This window comes from Bradyrhizobium jicamae (genome assembly GCF_001440395.1).
GTDB classification, from domain to species: Bacteria; Pseudomonadota; Alphaproteobacteria; order Rhizobiales; family Xanthobacteraceae; genus Bradyrhizobium; species Bradyrhizobium jicamae.
In genome coordinates this window covers 24,144-39,779 of the sequence record NZ_LLXZ01000097.1, presented here as the reverse complement: position 1 = coordinate 39,779, position 15,636 = coordinate 24,144, and the positions used below count along the sequence as shown (strand labels likewise).

General features: G+C 64.2%; 16 protein-coding genes. 8 read left to right on the top strand and 8 right to left on the bottom strand.

What is annotated here, in order from left to right:
- Window positions 1–155: 155 nt before the first annotated feature.
- From CQ12_RS15420 to CQ12_RS15400, 5 genes are all read left to right on the top strand, one after another.
- Complete coding sequence (locus CQ12_RS15420; RefSeq protein WP_057836148.1) at window positions 156–1,193, top strand: ligase-associated DNA damage response exonuclease; 1,038 nt, start codon at window positions 156–158, stop codon at window positions 1,191–1,193.
- Entirely contained in the window at window positions 1,190–2,842 is a 1,653-nt protein-coding gene (locus CQ12_RS15415; RefSeq protein ID WP_057836147.1) for a cisplatin damage response ATP-dependent DNA ligase, read from the top strand. Before CQ12_RS15420 ends, CQ12_RS15415 begins: the two co-directional genes overlap by 4 nt.
- A gap of 159 nt (window positions 2,843–3,001) precedes the next feature.
- A complete protein-coding gene (locus tag CQ12_RS15410; protein ID WP_057836164.1) occupies window positions 3,002–3,304 on the top strand; it encodes a DUF6460 domain-containing protein in 303 nt (100 codons plus the stop codon).
- Window positions 3,305–3,329: 25 nt separating this feature from the next.
- Window positions 3,330–4,064, top strand: a complete 735-nt coding sequence (locus CQ12_RS15405) for an MBL fold metallo-hydrolase (RefSeq protein ID WP_057836146.1) — start codon at window positions 3,330–3,332, stop codon at window positions 4,062–4,064.
- 1 nt (window position 4,065) lies between these two features.
- Window positions 4,066–5,391, top strand: coding sequence for an MATE family efflux transporter (locus CQ12_RS15400; RefSeq protein WP_057836145.1), 1,326 nt, complete (start codon window positions 4,066–4,068; stop codon window positions 5,389–5,391).
- A gap of 82 nt (window positions 5,392–5,473) precedes the next feature.
- Here the strand turns inward: CQ12_RS15400 and CQ12_RS15395 are convergent, their stop codons facing one another.
- A complete protein-coding gene (locus CQ12_RS15395) occupies window positions 5,474–6,571 on the bottom strand; it encodes a quinone-dependent dihydroorotate dehydrogenase (protein ID WP_057836144.1) in 1,098 nt (365 codons plus the stop codon).
- A complete protein-coding gene (locus CQ12_RS15390) occupies window positions 6,568–6,912 on the bottom strand; it encodes a DUF952 domain-containing protein (protein ID WP_057836143.1) in 345 nt (114 codons plus the stop codon). Before CQ12_RS15390 ends, CQ12_RS15395 begins: the two co-directional genes overlap by 4 nt.
- Window positions 6,913–7,096: 184 nt before the next feature.
- On the opposite strand from CQ12_RS15390, the gene CQ12_RS15385 reads away from it, so the two are divergent.
- Entirely contained in the window at window positions 7,097–7,750 is a 654-nt protein-coding gene (locus CQ12_RS15385) for a S24 family peptidase (RefSeq protein ID WP_057836142.1), read from the top strand.
- 13 nt (window positions 7,751–7,763) lie between these two features.
- Entirely contained in the window at window positions 7,764–8,267 is a 504-nt protein-coding gene (locus CQ12_RS15380; protein WP_198164160.1) for a mismatch-specific DNA-glycosylase, read from the top strand.
- A 141-nt stretch (window positions 8,268–8,408) separates the two neighbouring features.
- Here CQ12_RS15380 and CQ12_RS15375 read toward each other — a convergent pair whose 3' ends face one another.
- The 6 genes from CQ12_RS15375 to CQ12_RS15350 form a co-directional block, all read right to left on the bottom strand.
- Window positions 8,409–9,191: a class II aldolase/adducin family protein gene (locus CQ12_RS15375; RefSeq protein ID WP_057836141.1), complete on the bottom strand. Its 783-nt coding sequence runs from the start codon at window positions 9,189–9,191 to the stop codon at window positions 8,409–8,411.
- Between the two features lie 256 nt (window positions 9,192–9,447).
- A complete protein-coding gene (locus CQ12_RS15370) occupies window positions 9,448–11,088 on the bottom strand; it encodes a lysine--tRNA ligase (protein ID WP_057836140.1) in 1,641 nt (546 codons plus the stop codon).
- Window positions 11,089–11,261: 173 nt separating this feature from the next.
- The gene (locus tag CQ12_RS15365) at window positions 11,262–12,179 is read right to left on the bottom strand and encodes a transporter substrate-binding domain-containing protein (protein ID WP_057836162.1); all 918 of its coding nucleotides are present in this window, start codon (window positions 12,177–12,179) and stop codon (window positions 11,262–11,264) included.
- Between the two features lie 92 nt (window positions 12,180–12,271).
- On the bottom strand, window positions 12,272–12,862 hold the full coding sequence (locus tag CQ12_RS15360) for an SCO family protein (RefSeq protein WP_057836139.1): 591 nt from the start codon (window positions 12,860–12,862) through the stop codon (window positions 12,272–12,274).
- 22 nt (window positions 12,863–12,884) lie between these two features.
- Window positions 12,885–13,079, bottom strand: coding sequence for a hypothetical protein (locus CQ12_RS15355; RefSeq protein ID WP_057836138.1), 195 nt, complete (start codon window positions 13,077–13,079; stop codon window positions 12,885–12,887).
- Window positions 13,080–13,212: 133 nt separating this feature from the next.
- Complete coding sequence (locus tag CQ12_RS15350) at window positions 13,213–13,683, bottom strand: hypothetical protein (RefSeq protein ID WP_057836137.1); 471 nt, start codon at window positions 13,681–13,683, stop codon at window positions 13,213–13,215.
- Between the two features lie 289 nt (window positions 13,684–13,972).
- On the opposite strand from CQ12_RS15350, the gene CQ12_RS15345 reads away from it, so the two are divergent.
- On the top strand, window positions 13,973–15,631 hold the full coding sequence (locus CQ12_RS15345) for an FAD-binding dehydrogenase (RefSeq protein WP_057836136.1): 1,659 nt from the start codon (window positions 13,973–13,975) through the stop codon (window positions 15,629–15,631).
- The last annotated feature ends 5 nt before the right edge of the window (window positions 15,632–15,636 follow it).

The following is a 15,636-nucleotide window of genomic DNA, read 5'->3' as shown; positions in this document are numbered from 1 at the left end:
GTTCCGAAATCTGTCATTGCCGGGCGCTTGTCCCCGACTTGATCGGGGATGACCTGGCAAGCCATCAAAGCAAGGACTCTCTGCGAAGATGGCTGCGCGGGTCAAGCCCGCACATGACGGCTAAACATCGCGGCCAAAGCACCTATATGTCTGGCATGCGTCCGCATGACATCCTGCTGCCAGTTGCTGCCGGCCTGTGCTGCAAGCCAGGTGGCTTCCACATCGATCCGGTCCGGCCGGTCGAACGTGCCGTGATTACCCACGGCCATTCCGATCACGCCCGGCCCGGCCACGGCGCGGTGCTCGCCACGCAGGAAACGCTCGATATGATGCGACTGCGCTATGGCGACAATTTTGCGCGTTCGACGCAAGCCATTCGCTACGGCGAGGAAATCCGGCTCGGCGACGTCAAGGTCAAATTCCATCCCGCCGGCCATGTGCTGGGCTCGGCGCAGATTGCTGTGAGTTGCAACGGCCTCTGCATCGTCGCCTCCGGCGACTACAAGGACGCCACCGACCCGACCTGTACGCCCTTCGAAGTGGTGCCCTGCGACGTCTTCATCACCGAGGCGACGTTCGGTCTGCCGGTGTTTCGCCACGGCGATGCGGCGGACGAGGTGAAGAAATTGCTGGCGTCGGTGACGCTGTTTCCGGAGCGCGCGCATCTGGTCGGCGCCTATTCGCTCGGCAAGGCGCAGCGCGTGATCGCGCTATTGCGCGAGCAAGGTTACGATGCGCCGATCTATCTGCATGGCGCGATGGAGGAGATCACACATTATTATCAAAGCCGCGGCGTTGCGCTCGGCGAACTGCGCCCTGTGAAGGGCGTGAAGAAGGCCGATCTCGCCGGCACCATCGCGCTGGCGCCGCCACAGGCGACCTCAGACATCTGGACCAGACGTTTCCCCGATCCGGTCACGGCGTTTGCCTCGGGTTGGATGCGGGTGCGGGCACGCGCCCGGCAGCGCGGCATCGAATTGCCGCTTGTGATTTCAGACCATGCCGACTGGGACGGGCTGACCGCGACCATCGCAGCCACCGGCGCCGGCGAGGTCTGGGTCACGCATGGCCAGGAAGACGCGCTGGTGCATTGGTGCAAGTCGCGCGGCCTCGCCGCGCGGCCGCTCGATCTCGTCGGCTATGGCGACGAGGAGGAGAGCGAAGCGGTCGCGGCCGACGAGGCTGAGGGATGAACCGTTTCGCCGAACTGCTGGATCGTCTGGCCTATGAGCCGGGCCGCAACAACAAGCTGCGGCTGATCACGGCTTATTTCCGCGACACGCCCGATCCCGACCGCGGTTACGCGCTGGCGGCGCTGACCGGCGCGCTGTCGTTCAAGCACGCCAAGCCGGGGCTGATCCGCGACCTGATCATGGACCGCGCCGATCCGGTGCTGTTCGGCTTGTCATATGACTATGTCGGGGATTTATCGGAGACGGTTGCGCTGATGTGGCCCAAGGCCGTACTCGCCGGCCACAACAACCCGCCTCCTCCCAGCCTCTCCGAGGTCGTTGTCACCCTTCGCACCCTCGGCAAGACCGATCTTCCAAAACAGCTCGCGCGCTGGCTCGACGAGCTCGACGAGACCGGCCGATGGGCGCTGTTGAAACTCGTTACCGGCGCGATGCGCATCGGGATTTCGGCACGGCTGGCGAAAACCGCCGCTGCTGCGCTGGGCGACAAGGATCCGCATGAGATCGAACTGATCTGGCCCGGGCTCGCCCCGCCCTATCTCGACCTGTTCGCCTGGCTGGAAGGCCGCGGCGACAAGCCGGTCAACCGCGATCCCGCGCCGTTCCGGCCCGTGATGCTGGCACACGCGATCGAGGATTCGGATTTTGCCAGTCTCGATCCCGCCGATTTCATCGCGGAATGGAAATGGGACGGCATCCGCGTGCAGGCGGTCGCCGGCCGCGACGAGCGCGGGCAGATGCAGGCGCGGCTCTATTCGCGCACCGGCGAGGACATCACGAAAAGCTTTCCTGACCTCGCGCCATCGCTGCGCCTGCCCGGCGCCATAGATGGCGAGCTGTTGGTGCTGCGCGAGGGCCGCGTACAGACGTTCAATGTGCTGCAGCAGCGGCTGAACCGAAAAGTTGTCTCGCCGAAGCTGATGAAAGATTTTCCGATCCACCTGCGCGCTTATGATTTGCTCGGCGATGACGAAAACGACCTGCGCGAATTGCCATTCGCCGAGCGCCGCGCGCATCTCGAGACCTTCATCAGGAAGCTCGACGACCCGCGCATCGATTTGTCGCCGACGGTTGACTTCGACAGTTGGGAGGCGCTGATGGCGGCGCGCGCCGATCCCGCCAGCGCCGGCGCGGGTGAGGATACCGAGGCGGTCGAAGGCGTGATGCTGAAGCGGCGCGACGCGCCCTATCTGCCGGGCCGCCCCAAGGGGCAGTGGTGGAAGTGGAAGCGCGACCCGCACATCATCGACGCCGTGCTGATGTATGCGCAGCGCGGCCACGGCAAGCGCTCATCCTATTATTCGGACTACACATTCGGCGTCTGGACCAAAAGCGAGGATGGCGAGCAACTGGTTCCGGTCGGCAAAGCCTATTTCGGCTTCACCGACGAAGAGCTGCTGCAGATTGACCGCTTCGTCCGCCGTAACACGACAGAAAAATTCGGACCCGTGCGCCATGTCGTGCATGAGCCGGACCAGGGCCTGGTGCTGGAAGTCGCCTTCGAGGGGCTGGCACGCTCGCCGCGGCACAAATCCGGCGTCGCCATGCGGTTTCCGCGCATCAGCCGGCTGCGCTGGGACAAGCCGCCGCGCGAGGCCGACCGGCTGGAGACGCTGGAGCGGATGCTGAAGGACGTGGCGGCAAATTAGCCAAAGCGTTTTCAAGCGAAGTGGGGACCGGTTCGCGTAAAGAAAACGCGTAAAAAAAATAGCTACCAAAGGCGCATGGCGACCATTGGACTGGCACAAGCGGGTTCCCCATGTGCCCCGCCGTGCCGTATAATGCGCGCGACGCGCGAGGAGAGACCGATGCCCAACGACATCAGAGACCTGCCGGCCGGCAATGACGGCCTGTACCGCTTCCTCGGCGGCTCGCCGCTGTCGGTGGCGTTCCGGCTGATCCTGCTGTCGATCCTGGTCGGCGTGGTGCTTGCCGCCATCGGCTTCGATCCCTGGAATATCCTGCACAGCATCCAGACCTTGTTCCGGCGGCTGTGGGATCTCGGCTTCGACGCGGTCAACTGGCTGTGGCGCTACTTCCTGCTTGGCGCCGTGCTCGTGATTCCGATCTGGCTGTTGTCGCGGCTGTTCGGCAACTCACGCGGGCGATAATCCCTCAACAGGCGGTGAACGGCCGATGCAATTGCGATTTGTCGGCTGCGGCGATGCGCTTGGCTCGGGAGGCAGGTTCAACACCTGCTTCCACATCACCGGGAGCAGCATCAATTTCCTGATCGATTGCGGCGCCTCCTCGCTGCCGGCGCTGAAACGCCTCGGCATCGTCCGCGACGCCATCGACCTGATCCTGATCACGCATTTCCACGGCGATCATTTTGGCGGCCTGCCGTTCCTGCTGCTGGACGCGCAGTTCACGCGGCGCTCGCGCCCGCTGGTGATCGCGGGCCCGCAGGGGATCGAGACCAAGCTTGCCAACCTGATGGAAGCGCTGTTCGAGCATTCATCGAAGACCAGACAGCGTTTCGATCTGTCGGTCGTCGCCCTCGAGCCAGAGCAGAGCCGCACATTCGGCGAGATCAAGGTGACGCCCTATCCCGTCGTCCATGGCGAATCCGGCGGGCCGTTCCTGGCCTATCGCGTCGAGGCCGAAGGCCGCGTCATCACCTACAGCGCCGACACCGAATGGACTGACGCGCTGATCCCGGCGGCGCGCGGCGCCGACCTGTTCGTTGCGGAAGCTTACTATTACGACAAGATCGTCAGGAATCATCTCAGCCTGAAGACGCTGGAAGCGCATCTTGGCGAGATCAACGCCAGGCGGCTGGTGCTGACGCATATGAGCGATGATATGCTCGGACGGGTGAGCGAACTGCCCTACACCACTGCCGAAGATGGCATGGTGATCGAGCTCTAGGATGCATTCGCTCAATCCGGCTTCCAGGGTCACGACCAGACAGGTGTTTGCCATCGCCGGTCCCGCGATGGTCGCGAATCTGACGACGCCGCTGATCGGCATCGTCTCGACAACCGCGATCGGACGGCTCGGTGACGCCACGTTGCTTGGCGGCGTGGCGATGGCGTCCGTGCTGTTCGACTGCATGTTCTGGCTGTTCGGCTTCCTGCGCATGGGCACGGTCGCCTTCACGGCGCAATCGCTGGGCGCCGGCGAGACGTCGGAATTGCGCGCGATCCTGCTGCGCGGGCTGATGGCCGCGGCGCTGGTTGGCGCAGCGCTGATTGCGCTGCAGATGCCGCTCGCTGCCGTCTTGCTGGGCGCCATGGGCGGCAGCGAGGGCGTCACGCGCGCGGCAAAGACCTACTTCACCGTCCGGATCTGGTCGGCGCCGCTCGCGCTAGGCAATTATGTCGTGCTCGGATGGCTGATCGGGCAAGCGCGCGCCAAAATGGCGCTCGGCATGCAGATCGCCATCAACCTCATCAACGTGGCGGGGACCGTCGTCCTGGTGCTGGCGCTCGACTTCGGAATTGCCGGTGCTGCCATCGCCGCACTGATCGCGGAGGCCGCGGGCCTGATGCTCGGTCTGGTGATCGCGCGTCACCTGTCGAAAGGGCAATTCGCGACTTCACGGGCGTTGCTGTTCGATCAGGCCAAGCTGATGCGGATGCTTTCGGTCAATCGCGACATCATGATCCGCACCGCGTCGCTGATCGCGGCGTTTCTGTTCTTCACTGCACAGGGCGCGCGTGCCGGCGACACGACGCTCGCAGCGAACGCGGTCCTCAACAACTTTCTGCTGTTCGGCGCCTTCTTCCTCGACGGCCTCGCCAACGCAGCCGAGCAGCTCTGCGGCCGCGCCTACGGCGCCCGCGACAAGGCGGCTTTCGCAGGCGCCGTGAAGCTCGTCGTAATGTGGGGCTTTGGCTTCGCGCTCGCGGTCGCTGCCTGTTTCCTGTTGTTTGGGCCTTGGCTTATCGACACGATGACCGCAAGTACGGACGTACGGCGGATCGCACGCGATTATCTGCCGTTCGTGATCTTCGCACCCTTGCTCGGCGTATTCGCCTTTGCCTTTGACGGCGTCTATATCGGCGCCACCTGGGCGCGCGACATGCGCAACCTGATGGTAGCTTCGCTCGCGATCTTTCTCACCGCGTGGTTCGCGCTGCGGTCGTTCGGCAATGCCGGACTATGGGGCGCGCTGCTGGTGCATTACGCCGCGCGCGGCGGACTGGAGGCGCTGCGGTATCCGGCATTGTTGAGGAAGTCGTTCGGTTCGTAGCCCGGATGAGCGAAGCGACATCCGGGGCGGTGTCAGAGTGGTCCCGGATATCGCTGCGCTCATCCGGGCTACGATTCCTCACCTACCTCACCGGCCATTCCTCCGCCGTGATCGTCGCGGCATCGGCGCCGACGATCTCCGACAGCGAGTCGCGCCCCGTGCGCAGCAAGGTGGACGCGAGATCGTTCTTGATGTCGTCGACCAGCCCCAGCCCCTTGTAGACCAGCGATGAATAGAGCTGGATCAGGCTGGCGCCCGCACGGATCTTCGTCAGCGCCGCGCCGCCGCTATCGATGCCGCCGACGCCGATCAGCGGGAACGCGCCTTCGGTTCGGACATAGGTCTCCGCCACCATGCGGGTCGACAATCGAAACAGCGGCCGGCCGGACAAGCCACCCTGCTCGCTCGCCCGCGCCTGTTCGCGCAAGGTCGAGGGCCGCGCCAGCGTGGTGTTGCCGACGATCATGCCGTCGATGCCGCGCGAGCGCGCGATGTGCACGACATCGTCGAGCTCGGTCAGGCTCAGATCCGGCGCGATCTTGAGCAGCACAGGGGAATCCCCGGCGTTCTTCCGCACCCGTTCGCGCGCATCGATCACCTTGGCCAGCAGTTCGTCCAGCGCAGCCGATTGCTGCAAATTGCGCAGGCCCGGCGTGTTCGGCGAGGAGACGTTGACGGTGAAATAGCTCGCGACCGGCGCGAAGGTCTCGATCAGCTTGACGTAATCGGCGATCCGGTCGGACGAATCCTTGTTGGCCCCGACATTGACGCCGACGATGCCGCCATGATGGGCGCGCGCCGCGAGGCGCCGCAGTGCGACTTCAGCGCCGTCATTGTTGAAGCCCATGCGGTTGATCACGGCCTCATCCCGCTCGAGGCGAAACAGACGCGGCCGCGGATTGCCGCCCTGCGGCTTCGGCGTCACGGTGCCGATCTCGACAAAGCCGAAGCCGAGCCGCAACAGCCCGTCGGGCGCCTCCGCGCTCTTGTCGAAGCCCGCCGCCATGCCGATCGGGTTGGGAAAATTCAGGCCGAAGGCGCGCACCGCCAGCTTCGAATCGTCCGCGCGCGGCTTGACCGGCGGCAGCAGCCGCAGGCCGTGGATCGCCATGCGATGGGCGTCCTCCGGATCGAACCAGCGCAAGAGCGGCAGCGAAAAGGCATCAAAGGCGCGGATCACGGCGTAAGCTCCGGAATATCGTGACTGCCGTCGGACCGCGCGCGCATGTCGAGGATGGCGGTCACTGCGCCGAGGTCGAGCTCGCCATAAAGATGCGGGAACAGTTCGTCGTTGCGCGAAGGCTCCCAGCGCAGCGCGTCGCCCAGCGCGTCGGCGTCGATCGCGACCAGGAACAGCCCGGTCTGGCCGAAATAATGCTTTCGCGCTGTCTCGGCGACCTGGGCGGCGGTCGAGAAATGAATGTATCCGTCGCGCAGGTCGTCCGCGCTGCCCCGGTAGACGCCCTGCCGCTCGGCCTCGCGCCAGGCCGAGGCGGGAGTGATTTTATAGATCGTGGGCACGGCTTTCCGGGCTTCCCCTGCTTGTCGTTGAGTCTCTTGGGATTTCCCGGAAATGGCCGGGTTGGCGGCCGACCGTAAAGGCGGCAGGCCGCCAACTCAAGCGCTGCCGCTGCAGGCAGCGCGCGAAGATTGCGCAAAGCGGCCGGATCAGGCAATAATTCCTAGACCGCTTCAAGGATTTCCGATGGCCAGGCACGCCAAGGCGCAACGGCTTCTGACCCATAGCCAGGTCTGGACTGCGCTCGACCGGCTGGCGGAACGCGCCGGCATGTCGCCCTCGGGGTTGGCCAGGCGCGCCGGCCTCGACCCCACCACGTTCAACAAATCCAAGCGCATCACCCCCGACGGGCGCGAGCGCTGGCCTTCGACCGAATCGCTTTCCAAGGCGCTGGCGGCGACCAATGCGTCGATCGACACTTTCGTGCAGTTGATCGGCGACGGCGCGCGCAGCCTGCAATCGGTGCCGCTACTCGCACTCGCCCAAGCCGGCAGCAGCGGCCATTTCGACGAGAGCGGCTTTCCCGCCGGCAAAAGCTGGGGCGAGGCAGCGCTGCCCTCGGCCAGCGACGAGCACGCCTACGCGCTGGAAATCTCCGGCGATTCGATGAGGCCGACCTATCGCGACGGCGACATCATCGTGGTGTCGCCGGGCACGCCGATCCGGCGCGGCGATCGCGTGGTGCTCAAGACCTCAGGCGGCGAAGTGCTGGTCAAGGAACTGAAGCGGCGGACGACGAAGACGCTGGAACTGCAGTCGCTTAACCCCGCACAGGCCGACCGCACGCTTGACGCTGACGACGTCGCCTGGATTGCGCGCATCGTGTGGGCGAGCCAGTAGGATTGCCGTTGCCGTGACGGACGTGCTCAGCGACCTGCTGCAACCTTCCCTCCGCATCGTGCTGTGCGGCACCGCCGCCGGCACGACATCCGCGGCCGAGCGGGCCTACTACGCGCATCGGCAGAACAAGTTCTGGACGATCCTGCACGAAACAAGGCTGACGCCGGAGCGGCTGCAGCCGCAGCAATATCGCGACCTGCTGCAACATGGGATCGGCCTGACTGATCTGGTGAAGGTGGCCGCCGGAATGGATCGCGCCACGCTGCCGAAACTGACGGCGGCGGAACGCAGCCGGCTGAGCGGTGTGATGACGACGTTTCGCCCGCGATTTCTGGCATTCACCAGCAAGACGGCCGGACAGAAATTCTTCGACGGCAAGCGCGACTATGGCGAGCAGCGTGACCTGATCGGCGACACCCGGGTGTGGATCCTGCCGTCGACCTCGGGCGCGGCCAACGGAAGCTGGCAGCCGGAAGTGTGGCATCAGTTTGCGAATGAGGTGAGAGCGGCGGGTTGAGGCCCTTCCCACAAGAAGGAAGCCGTAGGGTGGGCAAAGCGAAGCGTGCCCACCATTTGCAGCGCCAATCTGGATAGAACATGGTGGGCACGGCGCTACGCGCCTTTGCCCATCCTACTGGTGTGGATGCGACGCGAAAAACTACGTCGCGTAATCAGGCTCTTTCCGATCCAGCATCCGCTTCAAGGCATCGAAATGCCGCTGGGCCGGGGTCGGGCCCTTGTAGAGATGCTCGTCCTTGTAATCGCGCTTGGTTTTCTCCACCACGGGCGCGGGAAGCTGTTTCAGCCTCTGTCCCGTCCACATCGCATAGATCTGCACCTGGGCGGCGCGTTCGACGTAATAGAGCATGTCGTAGGCTTCCGCGACAGTCGCGCCGACCGTGGAGATGCCGTGATTGGCCATGAACAGCACGGTCTTGTCGCCAATGACTTTCGCCAGCCGCGCGCCTTCGGCAGGATCGAGCGCCGGGCCGGTATATTCGTCGTCATAGGCAATCGCACCTGATAGCCCGACCTCGGTCTGGCCGATCTCCTTGATGCGGGGATCTTCGAGCCGCGTCAACGCGCTGGCATGCGGCATGTGGGTGTGAAACACCGCCTTCGCCTGCGGCAGCGCCTTGTGGATCGGCGCATGGATGCAATAGCAGGAGCGCTCGACCTCGCCCTCGCCGCTTTTCACCTCGCCGTCGTCGATGCCGACTTCCATGAAGCAGGAAGCGGTGACCTCCGACCAATGCGTGCCGAACGGGATCTGGTAATAGCGGTCGCTTTTGCCCGGCACCACGAAGGTCAGATGGTTGAAGATGCCTTCGGAAAATCCCTGGATGAAGGCCAGCCGGTGCGCGGCCGCGAGATCGACCCGCGCCTGCCATTCCTCGGCGCTGTATTCGCTGAGCGACTTCGGCGAAACCCTGAACTGCATGTGCGTTCTCCCTGATCCGCTATGTGCCTGCCTCTCCACGGAGGCTTTGATGGCTATCGTCGGGGATTGTAGCGCAATCCTAGCGCGGGCGTGGCTGAAATTGCGGCGGGCCTGCCATCTCAATTTGACGCGCCTTCCCTTCTCCCCTTGTGGGAGAAGGTGGCGCGAAGCGCCGGATGAGGGGTTCTCTCAACGGGCAGAATTCGCGGAGAGAACCCCTCATCCGCCTTCTCCCACAAGGGGAGAAGGAAGAAAGTTACGCCGACCGCGCCAGCGCGCCGTCGATCATGTTCACCGCGTTCGTCACGCCATACACCGCGACGAACGAGCCGAAGCGCGGGCCCTTTTCCTGGCCGAGCAGCACCTGGTAGAGCATGTTGAACCAGTCGAGCGAGACGCCGGGCCGGCCGTCCTTGCCCTTCTTCACCTGATCCAAAAACGGCTCGCGGCGGCCGATCTCGTAGACCACGTTCTGGATGTCTTCGGCGCTCGACCCCGCCGGCAGTTGCGACAGCGCATCGCGCAGATCCTGCAGCGCCGCGCGCTCGCTGTCGGTCGGCTCGCGGAACTGCTTCGTCGGCGCCACGAAGTCGCGATAGTAGTTGATGGCGTAGCCGACCATCGCGTCGAGCTTCGGATGCGACTGCGGCGTCACGCCAGGACGATAGCGGCCGATGAAGCCCCACAGCGTCTCGGCGTTCTCCGCGTTCGACGACGACACCAGCGTCAGCAGAAGCTGGAACGTGACGGGCATGTCGGCCTTCGGCGGCTTGCCGGAATGGATGTGCCAGACCGGGTTGGCGAGCTGCTGCTTGGCGTCCTGCCGCGTAAAGCCGTCGAGGAATTGCTGGTAGTCGTCGACATTGCGCGGGATGACGTCGAAATACAGCCGCTTCGCCGCCTTCGGCTCGCGGTACATGAACAGCGACAGCGATTCCGGCGACGCATAGCGCAGCCATTCGTCGATGGTGAGCCCGTTGCCCTTCGACTTCGAGATCTTCTGGCCCTTGTCGTCGAGGAAGAGTTCGTAATTGAACCCCTCGGGCGGCGTGCCGCCGAGCGCCGAACAAATCTTGCCGGACAGCTTCACCGAGTCGATCAGGTCCTTGCCCGCCATTTCGTAGTCGACGCCTAGCGCGAACCAGCGCATCGCCCAGTCCGGCTTCCATTGCAGCTTGCAATGTCCGCCGGTGACGGGAACAGTAACGCTCTCCTTCGTGTCCGGGTCCTCATAGGAGATCGTGCCGGCCTTGGCGTCATGCGTCGTGACCGGCACGTACAGCACCATGCCGGTGCGCGGACAGATCGGGAGGAACGGCGAATAGCTCGCCGCGCGCTCCTCGCGAAGCGACGGCAGCATGATCTTCATCACCGCATCCAGCCGCTCCAGCATGCGCAGCAGCGCAGCGTCGAACTTGCCTGAGGCGTAATACTCGGTCGAAGACGCGAATTCGTAATCGAAGCCGAACTGATCGAGGAAGGCGCGCAGCCGCGCATTGTTGTGCTGGCCAAAGCTCGGATGGGTGCCGAAGGGATCAGGCACCTTGGTCAGCGGCTTGCCGAGATGCTGCTCCAACAGTTCCCTGTTCGGCACGTTGTCCGGCACCTTGCGCAGGCCGTCCATGTCGTCGGAAAACGCCAAGAGCCGCGTCTTGATCTTGTCCTCGGTCAGCACGCGAAAGGCGTGGCGCACCATGGTGGTACGCGCAACCTCGCCGAAGGTGCCGATATGCGGCAGGCCCGACGGGCCGTAGCCGGTCTCGAACAGCACCTCGTCCTTCGGACTTTTCTTCAGCCGCGCGACAATGGCCTTGGCCTGCTCGAACGGCCAGGCGTTGGATTGTTCGGCGAGCGCACGCAAATCGCTCGGGCTAAAGGCAAGGTCGATGGTGGACATTTATAAGGGCTCTCTCCGGAAGCCGCGGAAACTAGCGCTTCCGCGGCAAAATGCAAAATGACGGCCGAAACGACGTAGGGTGGGCAAAGGCGCACTTGCGCTGTGCCCACCATCTCTCACCGATCCGCTCCGACGGTGGGCACGCTTCGCTTTGCCCACCCTACGCCGCTTGATCAGAACGGACTGATCGAAAAATACCGCAGCCACAGGTCGGTGAAGCGGCCTTTCTCCCAGATCCGGAACAGCGCCCAGTTCAGCGACGTCCGCAGCACGTCATTGCCCTTGCGGACGGCGATGCCGATGCCCTCGCCGAAATATCGGCTTTCGACAAAGGGCCCGCCCGAGAATGCGCAGCAGTCGGCGGAGTCGGTGCCATTGATCCAGAACGCCAGCGAGATCGCGTCACCGAAGATGAAGTCGACCTCGCTTCGGCGCAACGCCAGCCGCAGCGCATCGTCGTTGGGGTAGGACTTGAGCTCGGCGTCGGTGAACATCGCCTTCAGATAGGCCTCGTGCGAAGTGCCGCCGATGACGCCGACCTTCTTGCCTTCGAGATATTCGGGGCGGATCTCCGGCATCACGGCGTCGCGCCGCGACACGAAGCGCGCCGGGGCGCGGTAATAGGGATCGGTGAAATCGAGCCGGGCGCGCAGGGCCGGCGTCACCGCCATCGAGGCGATGATGGCATCACCGCGGTTGCTGGTGATGGCGTCGACCAGGGTCTCGAACCGGCGCATCTGGATGGTGCAGCTTATCTTGATCTCGTCGCACAGCGCGCGCGCCAGATCGACATTGAAGCCGGCAGGATTGCCGTCGGGACCGGTGAAGTTGAACGGGGGATAATCGGTCTCGGTCAGGAAGCGGATCACGGTCAGGCGCGACATGTCGGGCCGGTCCGGGCGCCGCCGCGGATCCCAGAAACCGGGCACCGCCTGCGGGGCCGCCTCCGCCGCCGGGCGGGGCTGGGTTTGGGCGTGAGCCGCGCCGCCGCTGACAGCCGTCAGCGCAGCCGCGATCGAGAGCCCGACCAGCCAGGTGCTGACGGTTCGATGCAGACTTGCATTGGTTAACGGGACGGTAAGATTTGGCATCTTCGGCAATGGCTTCGCGGAATTTCCGGCCTTATAGACCATCCGGCCGGCGATGCGAGGGCCGTTTTGGCCCTTTCGACCAGCCATGCCACTCAGAGATAGCGCTTCAGGTCCTTGGCGGCTTCCTCCGGCGTCCGTTTCAGGTTGAAGGGCGCGACGAACTTGCCGTCGCGGTCCATCAGATAGATCAGCGCGGTGTGGTCCATGGTGTAATCGCCGTCCTTGAGCGGGACCTTCTTTGCATAGACCCGATAGGACGAAATCACCTTGGCCACCGCCTCGGGCGCGCCGGTCAGTCCCTTCAGGTGCGGATCGAAGCTGGAGAGATAGTCCTTCATGGCGGCGGCCGTGTCGCGCTCGGGATCGACGGAGACGAACCAGGCGTTGACGCGGTCAGCGTCCTTGCCCATCGCCTTCAGCACTTCCGAAATCTCGAACAGCGAGGTCGGGCAGACATCCGGGCAATGGGTGAAGCCGAAGAAGATCAGCGTCGGCTTGCCCTTCAAGTTCTGCTCGGTGACGGTCTGCCCGGCCTGGTCGGTCAGCTGAAACGGTCCGCCGATCGCCGCCGGCGCGGTGACGGTGCGCAAGCCGCCGAGCGCCCACAGCATGATCACGAGGCCAAGCGCAAGGCTCGCGGCGAAGGCAGCGATGATCACCAGCGGGCGGATAGTCCGGTCCATGGGGGAATTCCTTGTTGCCCGATCAGAAGCAGGCCGAGATGCCGGCGGCGATCATTTCGAAAAACACCGCGGTGCCGTAATGGAACCACAATGCGGCCGCGCCGAGCACGGCCAGCGTGCCGAGGCCGGCAGCGCTCCAGACGATCATGGACGCCACCCGACCCTGCGGCCGGGCCGCCGCCATCATGTCCTGCTGGGTGGAAATCGGCTGAACCATTGACTTGAGATAGGGCCAGTTCCCTGAGCAGGCAAGCGGAATGGCCGCAGGGGAAATCACGTCATGCGGAGGCGCCCCCTCAAAAAGCAAATGGCCGGGACAGGCCCGGCCACGACGTCGCTGCTTGGCACGCTTAACGCGACGACGGCTTGTTAGTTGAGGCCTGGGCGTCGAGGTAGCAGGGCTTGTACATCGCCTGCAGTTGCTTGCCGCGCAGGAAGATCATGCGCTGGGTCAGGCCGCCGCGCGCCGCAATCCACTTGCGCACCGGTACCGGATACATCGAATACAGCATCTGGGTGGCTTCGGCGTTGGTGACGGCGCGGCCCTGGGGCCCGAAATCCCAGGCGGCGTGGAAGCCGAGATTGGCGTGCGAGGTGACGCAGATCCGGTCATGGGGAACCGCGCCGAGCACGATGGTGCAGGCCGAGGCGCACAGGCCATCGATGATGACGGTTTCACCCGAGGTCCGCAGACCCTGGTACTTGTCGACATAGGTGCCGATGCGGCCGCCGCGGTCGTCCGCGATCCGTACCACCGCCTGGCTCGCCCCAACTCCCGCCAGCAGCAGCACCGCGGCAAGCAACCCCGTCACCAGCTTCATATCCCAGCCCCAGTCGAAGAATTGTCGAAACCGAATCTGATCATCTTAGTGATGCAAGACAGGATGCAGCGTCGTTGGAGATCGTGATTTTGTCTAGGCAACGAAGGTCTCTCAAAACAAATTCAAATTAAGTGTTGCCGGGCCGCTGCACCCTCCGCGCGAAAAGGTACCAAACTGGAACAAACGACTCGTGCGAGGGTGACGATGCGGTCACAGGCAAGAAGGCGTTTGCCGTTGACCACACGCGGCGACGCGGGCTTGAATCATAAATGGCACGGGGGAGGAAACGATGACTGAGGTCACAGACGTAATCGTGGTCGGCGCCGGACTGGCGGGTCTGGTCGCGGCAACCGAGATCGCAGACGCCGGCAAACGCGTCATCGTCGTCGACCAGGAAGGCGAACAAAGCCTTGGCGGCCAAGCCTTTTGGTCGTTCGGCGGATTGTTTCTGGTCGATACTGCCGAACAGCGCCGTCTCGGCATCAAGGACTCCTTCGATCTCGCACTGCAGGACTGGATGGGGACCGCAGGCTTCGACCGCGACGATGATCATTGGCCCAAGCGATGGGCGGAAGCCTATGTCGCCTTTGCCGCCGGCGACAAGCGCGATTGGCTGCGCGCGATGGGTCACCGTATTTTTCCGGTGGTCGGCTGGGCCGAACGCGGCGGCTATGACGCGATGGGCCACGGCAATTCGGTGCCCCGCTTTCACGTCACCTGGGGCACCGGCCCGGGCATTGTCGAGCCGTTCGAACGCCGCGCACGCGAAGCGCAAAAAAATGGCCGGTTAACGTTCAGGTTTCGCCACCGCGTCGACACACTCATGATGACGAACGGTGCGGTCGAGGGCGTCAGCGGTTCGGTGCTCGAACCCGACAGCGTCGAACGCGGCAAGAGTTCATCGCGGAAAGTGATCGGAGATTTCACACTGCGCGCGCAGGCGGTGGTCGTCGCCTCCGGCGGCATCGGCGGCAATCACGAACTGGTCCGGCAGAACTGGCCGAAGCGCCTGGGCGAGCCGCCGAAATTCATGATCTCCGGCGTGCCCGAACATGTCGACGGCCGCATGATCGGCATCACCGAGGCCGCCGGCGGCCGGCTGATCAACCGCGACCGGATGTGGCACTACGTCGAGGGCATCCGAAACTGGAACCCGATCTGGCCGCGACACGGCATCCGCATCCTGCCCGGCCCATCCTCGATGTGGTTCGACGCCACGGGCAAGCGCCTGCCTGCGCCGCTGTTTCCCGGCTCCGACACGCTCGGCCAATTGCAATACATCATGTCGACCGGCCACGATTATTCCTGGTTCATCCTGACCCAGAGCATCATCAAGAAGGAGTTCGCGCTCTCCGGCTCCGAACAGAATCCCGACCTCACGGGAAAAAGCTGGCGCATGACCATCAAGCGCGCCACCAACAAGGGCGCGCCGGCGCCGGTCGAAGCGTTCAAGCAGAACGGCGCCGACTTCATCGTGCGCGACAATCTCGCCGACCTCGTCAGCGCGATGAACGCGCTCGCCGGCAACGACCTGCTCAAGCTCGATCACGTCAAGGCGCAGATCGAGGCGCGCGACCGCGAGATCACCAATCCCTACGTCAAGGATGCGCAGGTGATGAACCTGCACAATGCGCGCCGCTATATCGGCGACAAACTGATCCGCACCGCAAAGCCGCACAAAATTCTCGACCCCGAACACGGCCCGCTGATCGCGGTGAAGCTCAACATCCTGACGCGCAAGACGCTGGGCGGATTCGAGACCGATCTGGACTCGCGCGTGTTCGGCACGGACCGCCAGATCATCCGGGGACTATATGCCGCGGGCGAAGCCGCCGGCTTCGGCGGCGGCGGCGTGCATGGCTACCGCTCGCTGGAGGGTACCTTCCTTGGCGGCTGCCTGTTCTCGGGCAGGAATGCCGGACGCGCGGCCGCGAAGGCTGCGGGTTAAGCGGC

Coding starts and splice junctions, on each gene's coding strand:
- CQ12_RS15420 (WP_057836148.1), top strand. CDS start 156: ATGCGTCCGCATGACATCCTGCTGCCAGTTGCTGCCGGCCTGTGCTGC.
- CQ12_RS15415 (WP_057836147.1), top strand. CDS start 1,190: ATGAACCGTTTCGCCGAACTGCTGGATCGTCTGGCCTATGAGCCGGGC.
- CQ12_RS15410 (WP_057836164.1), top strand. CDS start 3,002: ATGCCCAACGACATCAGAGACCTGCCGGCCGGCAATGACGGCCTGTAC.
- CQ12_RS15405 (WP_057836146.1), top strand. CDS start 3,330: ATGCAATTGCGATTTGTCGGCTGCGGCGATGCGCTTGGCTCGGGAGGC.
- CQ12_RS15400 (WP_057836145.1), top strand. CDS start 4,066: ATGCATTCGCTCAATCCGGCTTCCAGGGTCACGACCAGACAGGTGTTT.
- CQ12_RS15385 (WP_057836142.1), top strand. CDS start 7,097: ATGGCCAGGCACGCCAAGGCGCAACGGCTTCTGACCCATAGCCAGGTC.
- CQ12_RS15375 (WP_057836141.1), bottom strand. CDS start 9,191: ATGCAGTTCAGGGTTTCGCCGAAGTCGCTCAGCGAATACAGCGCCGAG.
- CQ12_RS15370 (WP_057836140.1), bottom strand. CDS start 11,088: ATGTCCACCATCGACCTTGCCTTTAGCCCGAGCGATTTGCGTGCGCTC.
- CQ12_RS15365 (WP_057836162.1), bottom strand. CDS start 12,179: ATGCCAAATCTTACCGTCCCGTTAACCAATGCAAGTCTGCATCGAACC.
- CQ12_RS15360 (WP_057836139.1), bottom strand. CDS start 12,862: ATGGACCGGACTATCCGCCCGCTGGTGATCATCGCTGCCTTCGCCGCG.
- CQ12_RS15355 (WP_057836138.1), bottom strand. CDS start 13,079: ATGGTTCAGCCGATTTCCACCCAGCAGGACATGATGGCGGCGGCCCGG.
- CQ12_RS15350 (WP_057836137.1), bottom strand. CDS start 13,683: ATGAAGCTGGTGACGGGGTTGCTTGCCGCGGTGCTGCTGCTGGCGGGA.
- CQ12_RS15345 (WP_057836136.1), top strand. CDS start 13,973: ATGACTGAGGTCACAGACGTAATCGTGGTCGGCGCCGGACTGGCGGGT.